The 17,051-nt window shown below is 34.3% G+C and carries 18 protein-coding genes; 2 read left to right on the forward strand and 16 right to left on the reverse strand.

Annotated features, from left to right (window positions below; all coding sequences use genetic code 11):
* The 11 genes from fliJ to proC form a co-directional block, all read right to left on the reverse strand.
* Window positions 1-453 (reverse strand): flagellar export protein FliJ, encoded by a 453-nt coding sequence (gene fliJ / locus BN2390_RS08540; protein WP_053983933.1) that lies wholly within the window; start codon window positions 451-453, stop codon window positions 1-3.
* Window positions 454-463: 10 nt separating this feature from the next.
* Window positions 464-1,759: a flagellar protein export ATPase FliI gene (fliI, locus tag BN2390_RS08545; protein ID WP_053983934.1), complete on the reverse strand. Its 1,296-nt coding sequence runs from the start codon at window positions 1,757-1,759 to the stop codon at window positions 464-466.
* Window positions 1,760-1,765: 6 nt separating this feature from the next.
* The gene (locus BN2390_RS08550; RefSeq protein WP_053983935.1) at window positions 1,766-2,506 is read right to left on the reverse strand and encodes a FliH/SctL family protein; all 741 of its coding nucleotides are present in this window, start codon (window positions 2,504-2,506) and stop codon (window positions 1,766-1,768) included.
* The gene (gene fliG, locus BN2390_RS08555) at window positions 2,499-3,506 is read right to left on the reverse strand and encodes a flagellar motor switch protein FliG (RefSeq protein ID WP_053983936.1); all 1,008 of its coding nucleotides are present in this window, start codon (window positions 3,504-3,506) and stop codon (window positions 2,499-2,501) included. The genes BN2390_RS08550 and fliG overlap by 8 nt, the downstream gene beginning before the upstream one ends.
* Window positions 3,507-3,512: 6 nt before the next feature.
* Window positions 3,513-5,108, reverse strand: coding sequence for a flagellar basal-body MS-ring/collar protein FliF (gene fliF, locus BN2390_RS08560; protein ID WP_053983937.1), 1,596 nt, complete (start codon window positions 5,106-5,108; stop codon window positions 3,513-3,515).
* 21 nt (window positions 5,109-5,129) lie between these two features.
* Entirely contained in the window at window positions 5,130-5,393 is a 264-nt protein-coding gene (locus BN2390_RS08565; protein ID WP_198524887.1) for a flagellar hook-basal body complex protein FliE, read from the reverse strand.
* A gap of 55 nt (window positions 5,394-5,448) precedes the next feature.
* Window positions 5,449-5,889, reverse strand: coding sequence for a flagellar basal body rod protein FlgC (flgC, locus tag BN2390_RS08570; protein WP_053983939.1), 441 nt, complete (start codon window positions 5,887-5,889; stop codon window positions 5,449-5,451).
* A 74-nt stretch (window positions 5,890-5,963) separates the two neighbouring features.
* Window positions 5,964-6,329, reverse strand: a complete 366-nt coding sequence (flgB, locus tag BN2390_RS08575) for a flagellar basal body rod protein FlgB (protein WP_053983940.1) — start codon at window positions 6,327-6,329, stop codon at window positions 5,964-5,966.
* Window positions 6,330-6,544: 215 nt separating this feature from the next.
* Window positions 6,545-7,111, reverse strand: coding sequence for a hypothetical protein (locus BN2390_RS08580; RefSeq protein ID WP_053983941.1), 567 nt, complete (start codon window positions 7,109-7,111; stop codon window positions 6,545-6,547).
* A 66-nt stretch (window positions 7,112-7,177) separates the two neighbouring features.
* A complete protein-coding gene (locus tag BN2390_RS08585; protein WP_053983942.1) occupies window positions 7,178-7,714 on the reverse strand; it encodes an NUDIX hydrolase in 537 nt (178 codons plus the stop codon).
* A gap of 9 nt (window positions 7,715-7,723) precedes the next feature.
* The gene (proC, locus tag BN2390_RS08590) at window positions 7,724-8,515 is read right to left on the reverse strand and encodes a pyrroline-5-carboxylate reductase (protein ID WP_053983943.1); all 792 of its coding nucleotides are present in this window, start codon (window positions 8,513-8,515) and stop codon (window positions 7,724-7,726) included.
* 128 nt (window positions 8,516-8,643) lie between these two features.
* Between proC and BN2390_RS08595 the strand changes: the two genes are divergently transcribed.
* Complete coding sequence (locus BN2390_RS08595; protein WP_053983944.1) at window positions 8,644-9,114, forward strand: NfeD family protein; 471 nt, start codon at window positions 8,644-8,646, stop codon at window positions 9,112-9,114.
* A 59-nt stretch (window positions 9,115-9,173) separates the two neighbouring features.
* A complete protein-coding gene (locus tag BN2390_RS08600) occupies window positions 9,174-10,112 on the forward strand; it encodes an SPFH domain-containing protein (protein ID WP_053983945.1) in 939 nt (312 codons plus the stop codon).
* A 71-nt stretch (window positions 10,113-10,183) separates the two neighbouring features.
* On the opposite strand, the gene purB is transcribed toward BN2390_RS08600, so the two are convergent.
* The 5 genes from purB to recA all read right to left on the reverse strand — a co-directional run bounded on the left by purB (window position 10,184) and on the right by recA (window position 17,037).
* Window positions 10,184-11,614, reverse strand: coding sequence for an adenylosuccinate lyase (gene purB / locus BN2390_RS08605; RefSeq protein WP_053983946.1), 1,431 nt, complete (start codon window positions 11,612-11,614; stop codon window positions 10,184-10,186).
* A 244-nt stretch (window positions 11,615-11,858) separates the two neighbouring features.
* Window positions 11,859-13,049 (reverse strand): pyridoxal phosphate-dependent aminotransferase, encoded by a 1,191-nt coding sequence (locus BN2390_RS08610; protein ID WP_053983947.1) that lies wholly within the window; start codon window positions 13,047-13,049, stop codon window positions 11,859-11,861.
* A gap of 305 nt (window positions 13,050-13,354) precedes the next feature.
* Entirely contained in the window at window positions 13,355-14,884 is a 1,530-nt protein-coding gene (gene rny / locus BN2390_RS08615) for a ribonuclease Y (protein WP_053986291.1), read from the reverse strand.
* Between the two features lie 119 nt (window positions 14,885-15,003).
* Window positions 15,004-15,639 (reverse strand): regulatory protein RecX, encoded by a 636-nt coding sequence (locus BN2390_RS08620; protein ID WP_053983948.1) that lies wholly within the window; start codon window positions 15,637-15,639, stop codon window positions 15,004-15,006.
* A 336-nt stretch (window positions 15,640-15,975) separates the two neighbouring features.
* Window positions 15,976-17,037 (reverse strand): recombinase RecA, encoded by a 1,062-nt coding sequence (gene recA / locus BN2390_RS08625; protein WP_053983949.1) that lies wholly within the window; start codon window positions 17,035-17,037, stop codon window positions 15,976-15,978.
* Between the last annotated feature and the right edge of the window lie 14 nt (window positions 17,038-17,051).

A 17,051-nucleotide genomic window follows, 5' to 3' on the forward strand; every position in this document is an offset into this window, starting at 1 on the left:
TTATTCCCCCTCATCCTTTTGCGAATATTTATAAGCTACTAACTCATCAACTAATTGCTGCTCTTCTTTTTTACACACTTCAATAAAATCTGCATAATGAAGTTCTTTTAGATTCTCTAAGATTTTTTTTTCTTTTACAGCTTCTTTTAGCGCTTCTTTTTTTTCATCAATAGTTTCTTCTAGTTGCCTAAGCATTTTCGCAAGTTGCATCTGTTGCATTTTTATAGTTTCATCATAAGACTTATAGTATTTAAGTCTTTCAATATCTAATACCTGATTATTTTCAGGCCTCATAGCTTCTAATATTTCATTTCTAACAGCTATAAGTTTTTCATACTGTTCATCTAATTTAGCTTTTTCATTTAAACAAATACCCAGCTCTCTCTTACATAAATCTTCAGTATTTTGTCTAAGTGATAAAATAGGTTCTAAAGTAAATTTAAACTTCGACATTTCCTACTCCTTAGCCAACAATAGCCTGCATATAAGCCAATGTCTCTTCCTTCGTAAATTGGTCATGAGTAGCTTGTGTTAAAAAGTCCTTAATACTACTAATTTTAGAAATGGCCATATCAATTTCCGGATTACTGCCTTCTTTATAAGCCCCTACATTGATAAGGTCTTCCGCATCTGTATAAATGGCTAAGTGTTTTTTTACTTCGACTGCCATTTGACGGTGTTCTTTTGTTGTAATATCACCCATAACCCTAGAAATACTTCCAAGTACATCAATTGCTGGATAGTGACCTTTATGAGCAAGTTTTCTTGAAAGTAAAATATGTCCATCTAAAATACCACGTGCAGTATCTGTTACTGGTTCATTGAAGTCATCACCATCTACTAAAACAGTATAAAGTCCTGTAATACTTCCTTTATCTGAATAGCCTGCTCGTTCTAATAGTTTTGGAAGTGTTCCAAATACTGAAGGTGTATAGCCTCTTGATACAGGAGGTTCCCCTATAGAAAGTCCAATTTCACGTTGTGCCATTGCAAAACGTGTTAAAGAATCCATAAGAAGTAGTACATCCTGTCCTTGATCTCTAAAATATTCAGCGATTGCAGTAGCTGTTTGAGCTGCTTTAAAACGCACGAGAGCAGGCTGATCTGAAGTTGCTACAACAACAATTGAACGTTTAAGACCTGCCTCTTGTAAGTCTTTTTCAATAAATTCTCTTACCTCTCTACCACGTTCACCTATTAATGCAATGACATTAATATCTGAAAGTGCATTTCTCGCAATCATACCCATCAGCGTACTTTTACCTACACCACTCCCTGCAAATATCCCCATACGTTGCCCTTTACCTACACTAAGCATACCATCTATAGCTTTTACACCTAGCGTCATCTGTTCATGTATACGATTTCTTGTAAGGGGGTTAGGTGCTGTATTTTCAAGAGGTACTTTTACACCATTCAAGATAGGTGTTTCATCTAATGGATTGGCTTGCCAATCTACAACTTGTCCTAATAAATCATTGGTAACTTTTATCTGAAGTTTTTCTCCTGTCGATTTTACAATACACCCAGGCCCTACTCCTGATAAATCACCTAATGGCATCAGCAAAATATTTTCACCATTAAAACCTACTACTTCAGCTAATAGTTCTTCATTACTAGAACCTGTAATCGTACATAATGTTCCAATATTAACTTTGGGACCTAACGATTCTACAGCCATCCCTACAACTTTTGTTACTATACCCGTATAAATCCATAGAGGTGTATCCATGAGCTGTTTATACTTATCCAAATTCATGTCGTCTCACCCCTTAATGCATAAAAGCTGTAACTCATCTAACATTTTTTGAAGACCTTCTTTTATGTCGTATGTAATACCACCTTTAGATGATTCAACTTTACAACTTGTACAGCTCAATCGACTATCACAAGTCAATTCAACTTCCACTGGTAAATGTTTAAAAGCTTCTTGTAAAGCCTCTTCATTTTCTTCTAACATTTTTGAAGCAACAATAACTTGAACCTTTTCTTTAAACTGCTCTTTTTCTATAGCTTGTTTTACAAATAAAGTTAGCCATTCTATTCCACTAATTAATTTAAAGTCTACAATTTTATGTACAAGCGCTGCTACTAGCTCTACAATCTCTGGTTCTGCTTGCTTAATAATATTTTCTTTTTCTAAATAAGCTGCCTTTATAAGGCTATCTACTTCTTCTTGCGCTTGCAACTGCTTCATATGAATTTCTTCATTAATTTGTGTTCTGTAAGCCGTAGTTTCAGCTTCAATATTTTGTTTCATTGTAGCTATTTCTACTTGTGCTTGTTCAAGTATTGCCTTTGCCTTTAGTTCGGCATCTTGTACAATTTTCATTGCTTCTTTTTTAGCCTCCTCTTCTAAGAAAGCTAAATCTATCTGTTCTACAGGTTCTTCAACTGCTATAGCAGTTGAAGAACTGTTTGTTTCTACTTGCAAATAAGATTGTTCTTTTCCTATTGAAATAATATTACCTTGTAAAGTTCTATAATTTTTAATAATACTAGACAATGACCTCATCACCTGCCCCACGTGAAATAACAATCTCGCCTGCATCTTCTAGCTTACGAATAATATTAACGATTTTTTGTTGTGCTTCTTCAATTTCTTTAACACGCTTTGGTCCCATAAACTCAAGATCCTCTTCAATCATAGAAGCAAGACGTTTGGATACGTTACCAAGTATTAATGCTTTAACATTAGCCGTTGCACCTTTAAGTGCAATAGCTAATTCATGATTATCCACTTCACGAAGTACACGTTGAATAGATCTTGGATCCAGCATCGAAATATCTTCAAATACAAACATACGTTTTCTAATTGTTTCTGCAAGTTCTGGATCTTCTATTTCTAGACTTTCCATAATATTTTTCTCAGTTGCTCGGTCTACTTGATTAATAATTTCTACGATTGAATCAATACCACCAATGGTTGCATAATCATCAGATACTAATGTAGAAAGACGTTTTTCTAGTTCCTTCTCTACTTCATTAATAAGATCTGGTGCTGCTCTATCCATTACTGCAATCCTTCTTGCTGTATCTGCTTGCATTTCAACTGGTAAAGATGTCAAAATTGCAGATGCTTGAGATGGTTTTAAATAAGAAAGAATTAATGCAATGGTTTGTGGATGTTCATTTTGAATGAAATTAACAAGTTGAGAAGCATCTGTTTTACGTGCAAATTCAAACGGTCTTACTTGTAAAGATACCGTTAATCGATTAATCACTTCAACTGCTTTTTCAGCACCTAAGGCTTGTTCAAGAACTTGTTTTGCATAACCAATTCCACCCTCTGCAATATATTCTTGCGCTAAGCAAATTTCATAAAACTCTTGCAATACTTCTTCTTTTGCTTTTGGTGAAACAGAATGTATACTTGCTATTTCTAATGTAAGCTCTTCTATTTCTTCTTCTTTTAGATGTTTAAAAATCTTAGAAGACTTTTCTGGCCCTAAAGCAATAAGCAACATAGCTGCTTTTTGCTTACTTGAATATTGTGTTCCCGCCATCTCTTATCACTCCCATTCATCTTCTGATAACCAGTTACGTAATAGATTTGCAACAGCTTCTGGTTTTTCATCCACAAATCTTTCAATTTGACGTTTGGTTTCAAGTGTTTCTTTAAGTTCAATCTCTTCAAGTTCCTTAAGATCTTGTTTAGCAACGCTAAGCATTTCTTCAACTTCAAGTTCTGGTTCTGTTTCAACATCTTCATCATGTTTTCTAAACTTGAATAGAGCAAATGCAGCAACTAATACAATAAGGAGTATTAAGATAAATGGTAGATAATCTGTAAACTCTACTTCATATGGTACTGTGTCAATAAAAACGGGTTTTTCATATCCTGATACAACCACGTTATCAACCCCTGTCCCATATCGAATAGAATCTACAATTTCTTGCTTAACTTCTATTGGTCTATTTACACTATTTGTTTCTTTAAATATTTCCCATGTTACATTATTATCTAATGTTTTTTCTACTTCCTCTTGCTTATAAACTTTATTTTTAAATACATTTACAGCTAAAGTAGAGTTTTTATAATCAATATCACCTGGATTTTTAACTATATTTGAAATAACTTTATTATTTACATATTCTATCTCTTTATTGCTTGTTTTAGATTCACCTGTTCCCCCATCACCAACTTGATAAGTAGGTGCTTCTCCATTATTCGTTGCTACACCTGGTTCTGCACCATTTTGACTATTGGTGCTTTCAGTAGTTTGTTCTTTCTCCACTCGAATAATGCCACGCCCATCTTCTTCAAATTGTGGGACATATTCTTCTCTCATCTCTTCATATTGATCAAAATTCAGAATAAGATTTGAGCTAATACGTACTTCATCATAAATGGGTTCTAATATTTGTTTGACTTTAGCTCCAAGGTCTTTTTCTGCTGCTAATTTAATTTCTTGTTGCTTATTAGTTGACAGCGTATCTTCTTCTTGCCCTATGTATAAGCTATTCCCCTCTGTATCAATGATATTAATATTTTCCATCTTAAGTCCTGATACACTACTTGAAACAAATCGAGCAATCCCTTCGATTTGCTTACTTGTTTGAGGTGTGTTTAGAGTAACTAAAATACTTGCGCTACTTTCTTGTTTTGAAGCAATAAAGGAGTTTTTCTCTTCTGGAACCACCAATCTTACATCTGCATAATCAATAGCATCCATAGAAGTAAGCGCACGTTCTAATTCAACTTCTGCAAGTTGATTCATTTTTGCACGTTTTTCACTCTCTGTTGTAGACATACTATTGTTAATTGCATCCTCAAAAGTATATCCACCTTTTGGTACATTTTCTCTCGTTAATGCTAATTTTGCATTGACAACATCCTTATCTTTAACTTGTAAGCTTGTACCATCATCAATAATTTCATATGTAATCTTTTCATTATCTAAAACTTCTGCTGCCGCTGCAATATCTGATTCAGTAATCTTTCTTAAAACCACTTCATATTTAGGTCTTGTAAATATTACCGCTACAACAATCAGTGTTAGAATAATACAGCTTGCGCCAATGCCTAACCTTATTTTTTGCTTTTTAGAAAGCCCATTCCATTTTTCGGTTAATTGCGTTGATGCTTGCTCTATTGTCTCTTGCATGTATTCACCTCATTTCTTTTACTAGACAGATATTCGCATAATTTCTTGATACGCTTGCATAACTTGATTTCGAACTTGCATAGTAAATTGTAGGAGAATACTTGATTTCTCTTGAGCAATCATTAAATTATGAATATTATCAGTTTTACCTGTCATAAAATCATAACTTAGTTCACTTGTTTCATTTTCCGCTTTAACCGTTGCTTCTAGTAATTGTTGCGCAGATTCAAGTGCCCCTTGAAAGATACCATCATCTGTTTTTCTCTCTAATTTTTGTTCGACCACGGATAGGTTCTTACTAATCCCGCTTATAGAATCTATCATCTAGCTAACCTCCTTATCACCCTTTGCCAATTTCTAAAGCTTTTGTTGCAACAGCTTTCATTGCATTAAAGGCTGTTACATTGGCTTCATATGATCTACTAGCAGAAATCATATTTACCATTTCATCCACAGTGTTTACATTTGGCATTTCTACATATCCCTCTGCATTCGCATCTGGATGTGTTGGATTATATACGAGTGGACAAGGTGATTCATCTGTTATGATTTCTGCCACACGCACTCCTTTATAATTGCCATTTGTATACTCTCCTAAAATACTACTAAAGCTATTATTTTGATTCACGCTTTCAAAAATAACACCTTTTCGCTTATAAGCGCCACCTTCAGCAGTACGTGTTGTATTGGCATTCGCTATATTCTGAGATATGATATCTAATCTCAGTCGTTGTGCGGTCATTCCTGATGCAGATGTATCCATTGATCCAAAAAACGACATTACACATCCCCCTATCTTATATTTAATATTTATATCTCTTATACTTCTTTAGAATTTTTATATTTCACACCTAATTATTTTATATTCTGTAATATGTATGTATAACGACGAATTTGTGCATTTGCACGTTGAATTAAAGCATCATAACGCAATTTAACTTGCGCAAGTTCTGACATTTCTTTATCAATATCTACATTATTTCCATCTATACGATATGATAGTGTACTTTGATCAGTATAGGTAACAGGTGAAAGGTTCTCAACAGTTATATTTTTTGTTCCATTTTTTTGAATTTCTGACTCTAGTTGCGTTTCAAAAGACACTTCTTGCCTTTTATAGCCTGGTGTATCTGCATTTGTAATATTGCCAACTACTGCACCAAACTTCATCATGGTTGCATCTAGCACCTTATTGGTTACATCGATATCACGAAACATCATTGTTTCCCCCCTTACTTCTAAATTTAAATAGTTTTCTTTAAAACCTATTTATTCTTATACAATTATATAACTTTACTTGTCATTTATCAACATCTATGTTTCTTATTTTTCCCACTTTTTCCCCCTATTTCGTCGCTTTTTTTATTTAAAAACTATTTATAACCAAATAAAAATAGGGTAAAACATATCTTACGACATCGTTTTACCCTATAGTATTAAAATAAATTTCTTACAAAAGGTTGTACATAAGCATCTACAAGGCTTATTACTATAGCACCTACTACACAATAAATAATTAATTGATGATAAACTTTACCATAGCTCTCTTTTCCCTTTACGCCATATCTTAAGCTATGTTCACCTACCATAATGCCTAAAAAAAGTAATGCTACAGCCTGTATACCAAAAAGTAAAACACTCATAATTATACCTTTTAGCCCGTAGAGCATTAAAATACCACAAATGCTAAATCCATAATTAAAACCTATAAAAAACAATATAGCCATACCCAAATATCTTGTTGGTTTTGTAAGTCCTGTTACCCATATTCCTAATAATTGAATCAGATGAATACACACAGCTTTCTTCAAAATCAGAAATGAGTTTTCCTGTATCAAAGCATTTCCTTGAACAATAGTTGTTAAACTCCCCATAAAAGCTACATCACTTTTCATACTCACACCATATAAGCTTCCAACAAGTATACCTATCATGCAAACCATAAGCCATACTAAATCTGTATTCATAAATCCTTTTGAAAAAGATTTTATCGCTCGTTTCACTTAGCTTCCTCCTCATAAGGTTTGTCCTCTCTTTTTACTTTATGAGCATAAGGCTAAGTTTAGAACTTATTTAGAATACCTCAATAAATTTTCTACCGCAAGTAATCCAGCTATTGTCTTACTATCACAGATTTCTCCCTTAAAAATCATCTCTACTGCTTTTGTAATCGGATAGGTTACAACTTCAATATATTCATCTTCATCCAAGTTTTGTTTACCTACTTGTAATTGTTCTGCCATATATAAGTGTAGACGCTCATCACTAAATCCTACAGCAGTAAACATACTACAAATTTTAGTCATTCTTCCCGCCTTAAAGCCAATCTCTTCTTCTAGTTCTCGTTTAGCACATTCAAGAGGGTCTTCACCTTTTTCAAGTTTACCTGCTGGGATTTCTAATACATAACCATCTTTAGCATTTCTATATTGTTTAACTAAAATAACTTCTTTATTTTCTGTGATAGGTACAACTGCCGATGCCCCATTATGTACAACTAAGTCCCACTGTGCTACCGAGCCATCGTCAAATAGGATTTCATCTTGTACAATCGTAAATATTTTCCCTTTATAGACTTCTTTACGTCCAATACGTTTAGCCCCCATGATTACCTCCTAACTCATACGATTAGCTTTATCGAAACACGCGCTCATGCCACTTATAACACTATTTCTAAAGCCCGTTTCTTCTAATTTTGCTACTGCTTCAATGGTTGTTCCACCTGGTGAGGTTACAGCATCTTTTAAAACTGCTGGATGTTCTTTAGTCTCTAACACCATCTCACATGCTCCTTTAATAGAGAGTGCAGCCATTTCATAAGCCATTTGTCTAGGCACACCAAAGCGCACAGCCGCATCTGCCATGGCTTCAATAAACATATAACCATATGCAGGTGATGATCCTGATAATGCAACGATTGCATTCATCTGATTTTCTACTATTTTGAAACTACGTCCAAAGGCGTTAAATCTTGATTCTATGGTTTCAATTTCTTCTTTTGAAATCACACCTTCTTCAAAACAGTATGCTGTAACACCTTCTCCTACTAAAGCTGGTGTATTTGGCATGGTACGTATTATTTTTTTATGACCTGCTAAAAGTGTCTGCATCTTATTAATACTTACACCAGGCGCTACAGTTATAATAACCTGTTCTTCATTTAATAGTTCTTTGATTTGGCTACATACTATTTCATAATATTGTGGCTTCACACTAAGAATAATAATATCTGTTTGTTTAACCAATTCTTCTACAGATGTACAGCCTATAATACGCGTTGCATCAAACTTGTTATATTGATTGCTATCTACATCAAATAGAGCCACTTTCTCTTCAAAATATTTAGTAATAGCACCAATCATTGCACCACCCATATTCCCAACACCAATAAATCCAAATCGTTTCATGACTTACCTCTTTCCTTAACTTTATTTTGAATATTCTTATACTTATGTTATAATTTACAGTATAATACGTTTCTATTGCGTACAATTTTATTATAACATTGTACAGCCCAAATGAAAGGAGTGATTTTATGTGGCTTATGTGGCTTGTCATAGGAATCATCTTTGCAATCGCAGAAATGATTAATAGCGGATTCTTTCTCATCTGGTTTACTGTTGGTGCCCTTGCTGCACTTATAACTTCACTTATCACTTCAAATGTTGCCATTCAACTTATTGTCTTTCTTACCATTTCTATTTTATTATTACTTACCTTAACAAAATACTGCACAGCTCATTTTTCTAAAAGAGATGCTATTGCTACGAATATCGATGCTCTTATTGGAAAGACCGGTACTGTACTAGAAGCGATCGGTGAGCATGCTACAGATGTAGGTCAAGTTAAACTAGATGGTGAAATCTGGAGTGCCATCTCAAGCAATGATTTACCTATAAAAAAAGGTTCAAAAGTAATCATTGATGAAATTCGTGGTGTACGATTAGTCGTTCACGCAGTACCAGTTGACTCTAACTCTACTAACCCTAATATGGAACAAATGTAAAACCTATAAAAGTATAGCTTAATAAACTTAATTTTTTACTATTCTTAGGAGGTTTAATCATGCCATTAACGATCGGTCTTATTATTTTAGTTCTCTTTATTTTAGTTATTACCTTAAGTTCTATCAAAATCATCAAACAATCTAGTGTAGGCATTGTGATGCGACTCGGGAAGTTTAGCCGCAAAGCAGAGACAGGAGTCAACTTTATTTTACCTTTTATTGAAAGAATCTATACGATCGTTGATTTGAGAGAGTCTGTCTTAGATTTCCCACCTCAGCCTGTTATTACAAAAGATAATGTTACAATGCAAATTGACACTGTTGTTTATTACAAAGTAACTGATCCTGTAAACTTTATTTTTGAAATTGCCAATCCACTTAGTGCTATCGAAAATTTAACAGCTACTACACTTAGAAATATTATTGGTGAATTAGATTTAGATGAGACACTTACTTCTCGTGATGTAGTCAATACTAAACTACGTGCCATTCTTGATGAGGCAACTGATAAATGGGGAATCAAAGTAAACCGTGTAGAATTAAAAAACATCCTCCCTCCTCGAGATATTCAAGATGCTATGGAAAAGCAGATGCGTGCTGAACGCCAAAGAAGAGAAGCGGTACTGCGTGCTGAAGGTGAAAAAGCTGCTGCTATCTTAGAAGCGGAAGGAAATAAAGAGTCTGCTATTTTACGAGCTGAAGCAGAGAAAGAAGCCCTTATCCATGCAGCAGAAGGCCAACGCCAGGCATCTATCTTAAAAGCACAAGGCGAAGCTGAAGCGATTCTTCAAATTCAAAATGCTAAAGCTGAAGGTACAAAGGCGATTCTACTTGCCATGAAAGATGCTGGTGTAGATGACCAAGTCCTTGCACTACGTTCTATGGAAGCACTAGAAAAAATTGCTGAAGGTGATGCAAGTAAATTGATTCTTCCATCAGATGCTGTTAACTTCTTAGGTACCTTTAAAGGAATCAAAGAAGTTATGTCTGATCAATAATTTTTCTCTCAAACAAATAGTAAGAGCCCTATAACAAGTATTGTTATAGGGCTCTTACTATTTAATTCATATTAAACGCGTACTTCACCTTCACGCCCAAGTACATTTTGATTTGCATCAAGTAGTGGACGAATCACTTCACCAATAAAATCTTCAACTTGCATGCTTGCACATCCAATAAAGTTCTCTGGTTTTAAAATACCACGCAGTTCTTCTTCTGACATTTTGAAAGTACCATCTGCTAAAATACGTTCAATTAAATCATTTGGTCTACCATGTTCTTTTACTTCTTTAGCCGCTTCCATAGAAAGTACACGAATTTTTTCATGAAGTTCTTGGCGGTCACCCCCACGTTTTACACCTTCCATTAAGATTACTTCTGTTGCCATAAATGGAAGCTCACTTAAAATACGTGTTTCAATAACTTTTGGATAAACAACCATTCCATCTGCTACATTCATATAAGTTTCTAAAATAGCATCGATTGCTAAAAAGGCTTCAGATACAGCAAGACGTTTATTCGCACTATCGTCTAGTGTTCTTTCAAACCATTGTGTTGAAGATGTAATCGCTGGATTAAGTGCATCACAGATTACAAAGCGCGCTAGTGCACTTATACGTTCACTACGCATTGGATTACGTTTGTATGCCATTGCTGAAGAACCTATTTGATTTTTTTCGAAAGGTTCTTCTACTTCTTTTAAATTTTGAAGTAAACGAATATCATTACTAAATTTATAAGCTGACTGAGCAATTTGACTAAGAACATTTAAAATTTGACTATCTATTTTTCTTGTATAAGTTTGACCTGTTACAGGAAATACTTCTTCATAACCTAATTTATTCGCAATACGCTTATCTAGTTCTTTAACTTTGCTATAATCTCCTTCAAATAAATTAAGGAAAGTTGCTTGAGTACCTGTTGTACCTTTTGCGCCTCTAAGTCGTTTCCCAGCTAAAAGATGATCTATTTCTTCTAAATCTAACCAAAGCTCTTGAAGCCATAAAGTAGCTCTCTTACCTACTGTTGTAAGCTGAGCTGGTTGGAAATGTGTAAACCCTAAAGTTGGAAGGTCTTTATATTTAAGTGCAAATTGTGTAAGTTTCTCCATTACATTTAAAACTTTAGTACGTAAAAGTTCTAAAGCTTCATACATAATAATCAAATCTGTATTATCGCCTACATAACAGCTTGTTGCACCTAAATGTATAATAGGCATCGCACTTGTAGCTTGTTCTCCATAAGCATGCACATGAGCCATTACATCATGACGCACTTTTTTCTCCCATGCATCTGCAACATCGTAGTTAATGGTATCCATATAACGTTTCATTTCTTCAAGCTGTTCATCTGTAATTGCTAGACCTAACTCTTTTTCTGTTTCTGCAAGAGTCACCCATAATTTACGCCATGTTTTAAATTTTTTATCCTCAGAAAATAAATAAAGCATTTCGCGACTTGCATAGCGACCTGCTAAAGGACTTTGATAAGTATCTCTCATATGCTTCTTCCTCTCTTTCATACGCTCATTGCGTCTCATTCACTTATATTATAATGAATATTTACATGAAACTCAATAAAATTCGAACCTTTTATTTATTTTTTTAGTTTTTGTTCACTTTTTAAATTTTACCTTAAACATCTCTATCTATTTTGCCACCAAATCATCACTCTATAACAACTTACCTTAAACTATTTTCTTACAATAAAAGAGGAAGCCATTTTGAACTGGCTTCCTCTTTTATTTATTCCATACACTCTACAAATTTTTTGATACGATCAAGACCTTTTATGATCGCCTCTTCTTTAATGGCATAAGAAAGCCTAATACAGTCTGGCGCTCCAAAATCTTGACAAGGTACTACTGCAACATTTTCTGCTTCTAAAATCACTCTAGCAAAGTCTGCAGCTGTTTGAATGACTTCACCATTATACTGTTTGCCATAAAGCTTAGATATATTAATAAAACAATAGAATGCACCTTGTGGTTTAATCAAATTAAAACCTTCAATTTCATTTAACCCTTCATACATTAATTTACATCTTTCTTCAAATACCTTTACCATGTTTCTAGCAAAGTCTTGACTTAAATCAAGGGCTGCTTCTGCTGCTTTTTGCGCAATAGAGTTGGGGTTAGATGTTGCATGACTCTGAATATTCCCCGCAGCTTTTGCAACTTCAAGAGGTGCTGCAATATAACCTATTCTCCACCCTGTCATTGCATGGCTTTTTGATAAACCATTTATCGTAATAGTATGTTTATAAATTTCATCTGATAGTGAAGCAATACATGTATGCTCAGCACCATCATAAACTAAATATTCATAGATTTCATCTGAAACAATCCATAAGTCATGTTTAACAGCCATTTCAGCAATAGCTTTAATTTCTTCTCTTGTATATACAACCCCTGTTGGATTTGAAGGAGAATTTAAAACAATAGCTCGAGTATTAGGACCTATTGCAGCTTCTAGTGCCTCTGGCTTTAACTTATAGCCTTCTTCTTGAAGTGTATAAACTATTTTAGGTTCTCCGTAAGCCATCTTAATCATTTCTGGATAGCTCAACCAAAATGGTGCAGGTATAAGCACTTCATCTCCAGGATTTAATATGGCCATAAAAGTATTCACCAAAGAATGTTTTGCTCCATTATTAACCACAATTTGTTCTGGTGTATAACTTACATTATTTTCAACCTGCAATTTATGAGCAATGGCCTTTCTTAAACTTATGATTCCTGATGCAGGTGTATATTTCGTAAATCCTTCTTCAATGGCACGAATTGCTGCCTCTTTAATATAATCTGGTGTATCAAAATCCGGTTCACCTGCACCAAATCCTACAACATCTATTCCTTCAGCCTTCATAGCATTAGCTTTAGCTGTAATGGCTAATGTCGAAGAAGGTGCTATACTACTTGCTAATCTAGAAATCATACTATCATCCTCCACTTAGTTTTTGAAATATTAGTATCATTATAATTTATTTGTCTGACTTTTGCAAGATTCATTTTTAATCTTTCATTTAGTAGCTTAATATTATTTTATTCATTAATCTTTTTTTTGTTCTATATGCTTAATCTTTTATTTCAACTTTAATGATTCTTAACTTAAGTAAACAAGCTTATCGTATGTTTCTTTTTATTTTTGTTTATTCTGTGCAATAAAAATGTATAATGGATTCATTTTTATGTAGATACTTAAATAAATAAAAGAAGAGGTGTCACTAGACACCTCTTCTTTTATTTTGCGTACTCTGTTGCACGCGTCTCTCTTATGATGCTTACTTTTATTTGACCTGGATATTCAAGATCCTTTTCGATCTGTTTTGTAACTTCTCTTGCTAGAAGTACAAGTCCTTCGTCATCTACCTCTTCAGGAACAACCATAATACGCACTTCACGACCTGCTTGAATTGCAAAGGATTTATCAACACCTTTAAATGACGTTGCAATTTCTTCAAGTTTTTGTAAACGTTTAATGTATGTTTCTAAAGTTTCACGACGTGCGCCTGGACGTGCAGCAGAAATAGTATCTGCAGCTTGTACAATAACTGCAATAGCTGTTTCTTGATCTACATCACCATGATGTGCTTCAACAGCATTAATAACCACTGCATTTTCACCATATTTACGGCAAAGGTTTGCACCAATGCTTACATGTGAACCTTCTACTTCATAGTCAACAGATTTACCTATATCATGAAGTAAACCAGCACGTTTTGCAAGGCGAATATCTAAACCTAATTCTCCTGCAATAAGACCTGCTAAGTTTGAAACTTCAATAGAATGTCTAAGTACATTTTGTCCATAACTTGTCCTGAACTTCATCTTACCAAGTAAACGAATAAGTTCTGGATGAAGCCCATGTACCCCTGTTTCAAATGTAGCTGCTTCCCCTTCTTCGCGAATAAGGACCTCAACTTCTTTACGTGCTTTTTCTACCATTTCTTCAATACGTGCTGGATGGATACGTCCATCTACAATGAGTTTTTCAAGGGCAATCCTTGCAATCTCACGACGGATTGGATCAAATCCTGATAAAATAACCGCTTCTGGTGTATCATCAATAATAAGATCAATACCTGTTAATGTTTCTAAAGTACGAATATTACGACCTTCACGACCAATAATACGTCCTTTCATCTCATCATTAGGTAATGGAACAACGGATACTGTTGTATCCACAACATGGTCTGCTGCACACTTTTGAATAGCATTCGTAAGGATTTCTTTTGCCTTTTTGTCAGCTTCCATTTTTGTTTTTGCTTCAACTTCTTTAATAAGAAGTGCTGACTCATGTTTTACTTCATCTTCGATGGTCTTAAGAAGATATTGTTTTGCAGCCTCTGATGTAAGTCCTGAAATACGTTCTAGTTCATCTAACTGCTTTCTCTCAATTTCTTCAATTTGTAGCTTAGTTTTTTCAATTTTATCTAATCTCACTTGAAGCTGTTCTTCTTTCTGTTCAAATTGATTAGATTTTTTATCAAGTACTTCTTCTTTTTGTACTAAACGTCTCTCTAGCTGATGCAATTCACTTCTACGTTCTTTTACTTCTTTGTCTAATTCATTTTTAACTTTAATATTCTCTTCTTTTGCTTCTAAAAGCATTTCTCTCTTTTTAGCTTCCCCAGTCTTTATAGCATCATCTATGACTTTTCGCGCTTTTTCTTCTGCTGAACCAATTTGCGCTTCTGCGATACGTTTTCTATAAAGAATGCCTGCTGCAAAGCATAATATTCCAACTACAATACTAATCAGTACGACCATAATCACTGTGATTACGGAAACATTATTTATGATATGACCACCTCCCTATTTTTGTGCTAAAAACGTGCAAATAACAACATAATTGTATAACTTTTTAAAATCACTGTCAAGCATTGGCATTAGTCAAACAGCCCCTCATTTTGACGTCGAATGCAACGTTCTACTGCACTGTAAGAAAAACCACGTGTCAAAATACGATTAATAATTTTTTGTTTGTCTTTATATTCAAGTTCAGAACTATACTTAAACTTATTTAAAAAGTATAAAATGTTCTCTTCTTCTTCTTCTGCATACTTCTCTTTGTATGTTTCAAGATCACTAACAACAATACCTTTACTATAAAGTTCTGACTGTACTTTTCTCAAACTTTTATGATTATATTTTACTTTTGAATTCATATAACGCTTGACAAAATTTTCATCATTAATATAGCTATATTTTTTGAGGAAGCTTATAACTTCTTCGATAATCCATTCGCTATATTCGGCTTTTAATAGTAACATACGCATTTGTTGCTCTGTCTTATCGCCTCTTGCTATGCTGTTAAGTGCACGCATTTTAGCCTTATCTAATTGAAGTTTAGACATTAAAGCCTCATAACCCGCATTATCCAATACCATTCCTGCTACAAGTCCATACCGTTCAACTGCTTTATTACTTGCACCAAAAGAAAATTCTCCATTTATATAAACCGAAGAACGGTCTGGATCTTTTTTCTGTGGTTCTATTGCTGTAATTTCATATTTTATATCCACTTTTTAATCATGCCCACTTTCTTTTATTTTTAAACGTCATTTAAGTATATCCTATAGCCTTCCTATTCAAAAGCCTCACACCCTATTTTATCAACCAGCCATCTATCTAGATATTACTTAGATACCATTCCACAGCATTAGTGTACACTGCCAAATACACAAGTTATTTCACTATTATTTGTGAGACCTTCATCATTCCTTTACGCTATTTAAAAGTATATTTTTTATGCTCTTACACCCCTTTAAAATACTTCACCTGTTATGTAACATAAGCATAGCACATCTTACAATAGAAAAAGGTTCTAACATCCTATATGAGATGTTAGAACCTTTTTCTTACTCTTCAAAATCAAGCATCATATCTTCTGTGTCTTCTAAATCCTCTACTGGCACTTCTGACTGTGCTTTATTCACACCATAGTGATTACGTACAGCCAATTCAATTTCTTCTAATAAAGCTGGATTTTCTTTTAAGAATACTTTGGCATTTTCACGCCCTTGTCCTAAACGAACGTCTCCATATGAATACCATGCACCGCTTTTATTAACGATATCGATATTTGCTGCAAGGTCTAGTACATCACCTTCTTTAGAAATACCTTCACCATACATAATATCAAATTCTGCTTGTTGGAAAGGTGGTGCTACTTTATTTTTAACAACTTTTACACGTGTACGACTTCCTATAAATTCATTGCTTTGTTTAAGTGTTTCAATCTTTCTTACATCTAAACGAACAGAAGCATAGAATTTAAGTGCACGTCCACCTGTTGTTGTTTCGTTACTACCAAATGTAATACCTACTTTTTCACGTAACTGGTTGATAAATACAACTGTACATTTTGATTTATTAACAACTCCTGTAAGCTTTCTAAGCGCTTGTGACATCAATCTTGCTTGAAGACCCATATGTGAGTCCCCCATATCCCCTTCAATTTCAGCACGTGGTACAAGTGCTGCTACAGAGTCTACGATTACAAGGTCAATTGCACCAGAGCGTACCATTGTCTCGGCAATTTCAAGAGCTTGTTCACCATTGTCTGGTTGTGAAATATATAATTCATTAATATCTACACCAAGTTTTTTAGCATAGGCAGGGTCAAGTGCATGCTCAGCATCGATAAATGCTGCAATACCACCCATTTTTTGTACTTCTGCAATCATGTGTAGGGTTACTGTTGTTTTACCTGATGATTCAGGTCCATAAACCTCGATAATTCTTCCACGTGGTACTCCCCCAACACCTAATGCGATATCTAAACTTAATGATCCAGTCGGGAATGTAGAAACACTCGTTTCTGTAGCTTCCCCAAGCTTCATAATTGAGCCTTTTCCAAATTGTTTTTGTATTTGAGAAATCGCAGCATCTAATGCTTTTTTTGATTCGTTATTCATCATCTCACCTCTTCATC

It is taken from the genome of Niameybacter massiliensis, assembly GCF_001282685.1.
Taxonomy (GTDB): Bacteria; Bacillota; Clostridia; order Lachnospirales; family Cellulosilyticaceae; genus Holtiella; species Holtiella tumoricola.

Coding starts and splice junctions, on each gene's coding strand:
- proC (WP_053983943.1), bottom strand. CDS start 8,515: ATGAAACGATTTGGATTTATTGGTGTTGGGAATATGGGTGGTGCAATG.
- fliI (WP_053983934.1), bottom strand. CDS start 1,759: ATGAATTTGGATAAGTATAAACAGCTCATGGATACACCTCTATGGATT.
- purB (WP_053983946.1), bottom strand. CDS start 11,614: ATGAGAGATACTTATCAAAGTCCTTTAGCAGGTCGCTATGCAAGTCGC.
- recA (WP_053983949.1), bottom strand. CDS start 17,037: ATGATGAATAACGAATCAAAAAAAGCATTAGATGCTGCGATTTCTCAA.
- BN2390_RS08600 (WP_053983945.1), top strand. CDS start 9,174: ATGCCATTAACGATCGGTCTTATTATTTTAGTTCTCTTTATTTTAGTT.
- fliG (WP_053983936.1), bottom strand. CDS start 3,506: ATGGCGGGAACACAATATTCAAGTAAGCAAAAAGCAGCTATGTTGCTT.
- flgC (WP_053983939.1), bottom strand. CDS start 5,889: ATGTCGTTTTTTGGATCAATGGATACATCTGCATCAGGAATGACCGCA.
- rny (WP_053986291.1), bottom strand. CDS start 14,884: ATGGTCGTACTGATTAGTATTGTAGTTGGAATATTATGCTTTGCAGCA.
- BN2390_RS08595 (WP_053983944.1), top strand. CDS start 8,644: ATGTGGCTTATGTGGCTTGTCATAGGAATCATCTTTGCAATCGCAGAA.
- fliF (WP_053983937.1), bottom strand. CDS start 5,108: ATGCAAGAGACAATAGAGCAAGCATCAACGCAATTAACCGAAAAATGG.
- fliJ (WP_053983933.1), bottom strand. CDS start 453: ATGTCGAAGTTTAAATTTACTTTAGAACCTATTTTATCACTTAGACAA.
- BN2390_RS08585 (WP_053983942.1), bottom strand. CDS start 7,714: ATGGGGGCTAAACGTATTGGACGTAAAGAAGTCTATAAAGGGAAAATA.
- BN2390_RS08610 (WP_053983947.1), bottom strand. CDS start 13,049: ATGATTTCTAGATTAGCAAGTAGTATAGCACCTTCTTCGACATTAGCC.
- flgB (WP_053983940.1), bottom strand. CDS start 6,329: ATGATGTTTCGTGATATCGATGTAACCAATAAGGTGCTAGATGCAACC.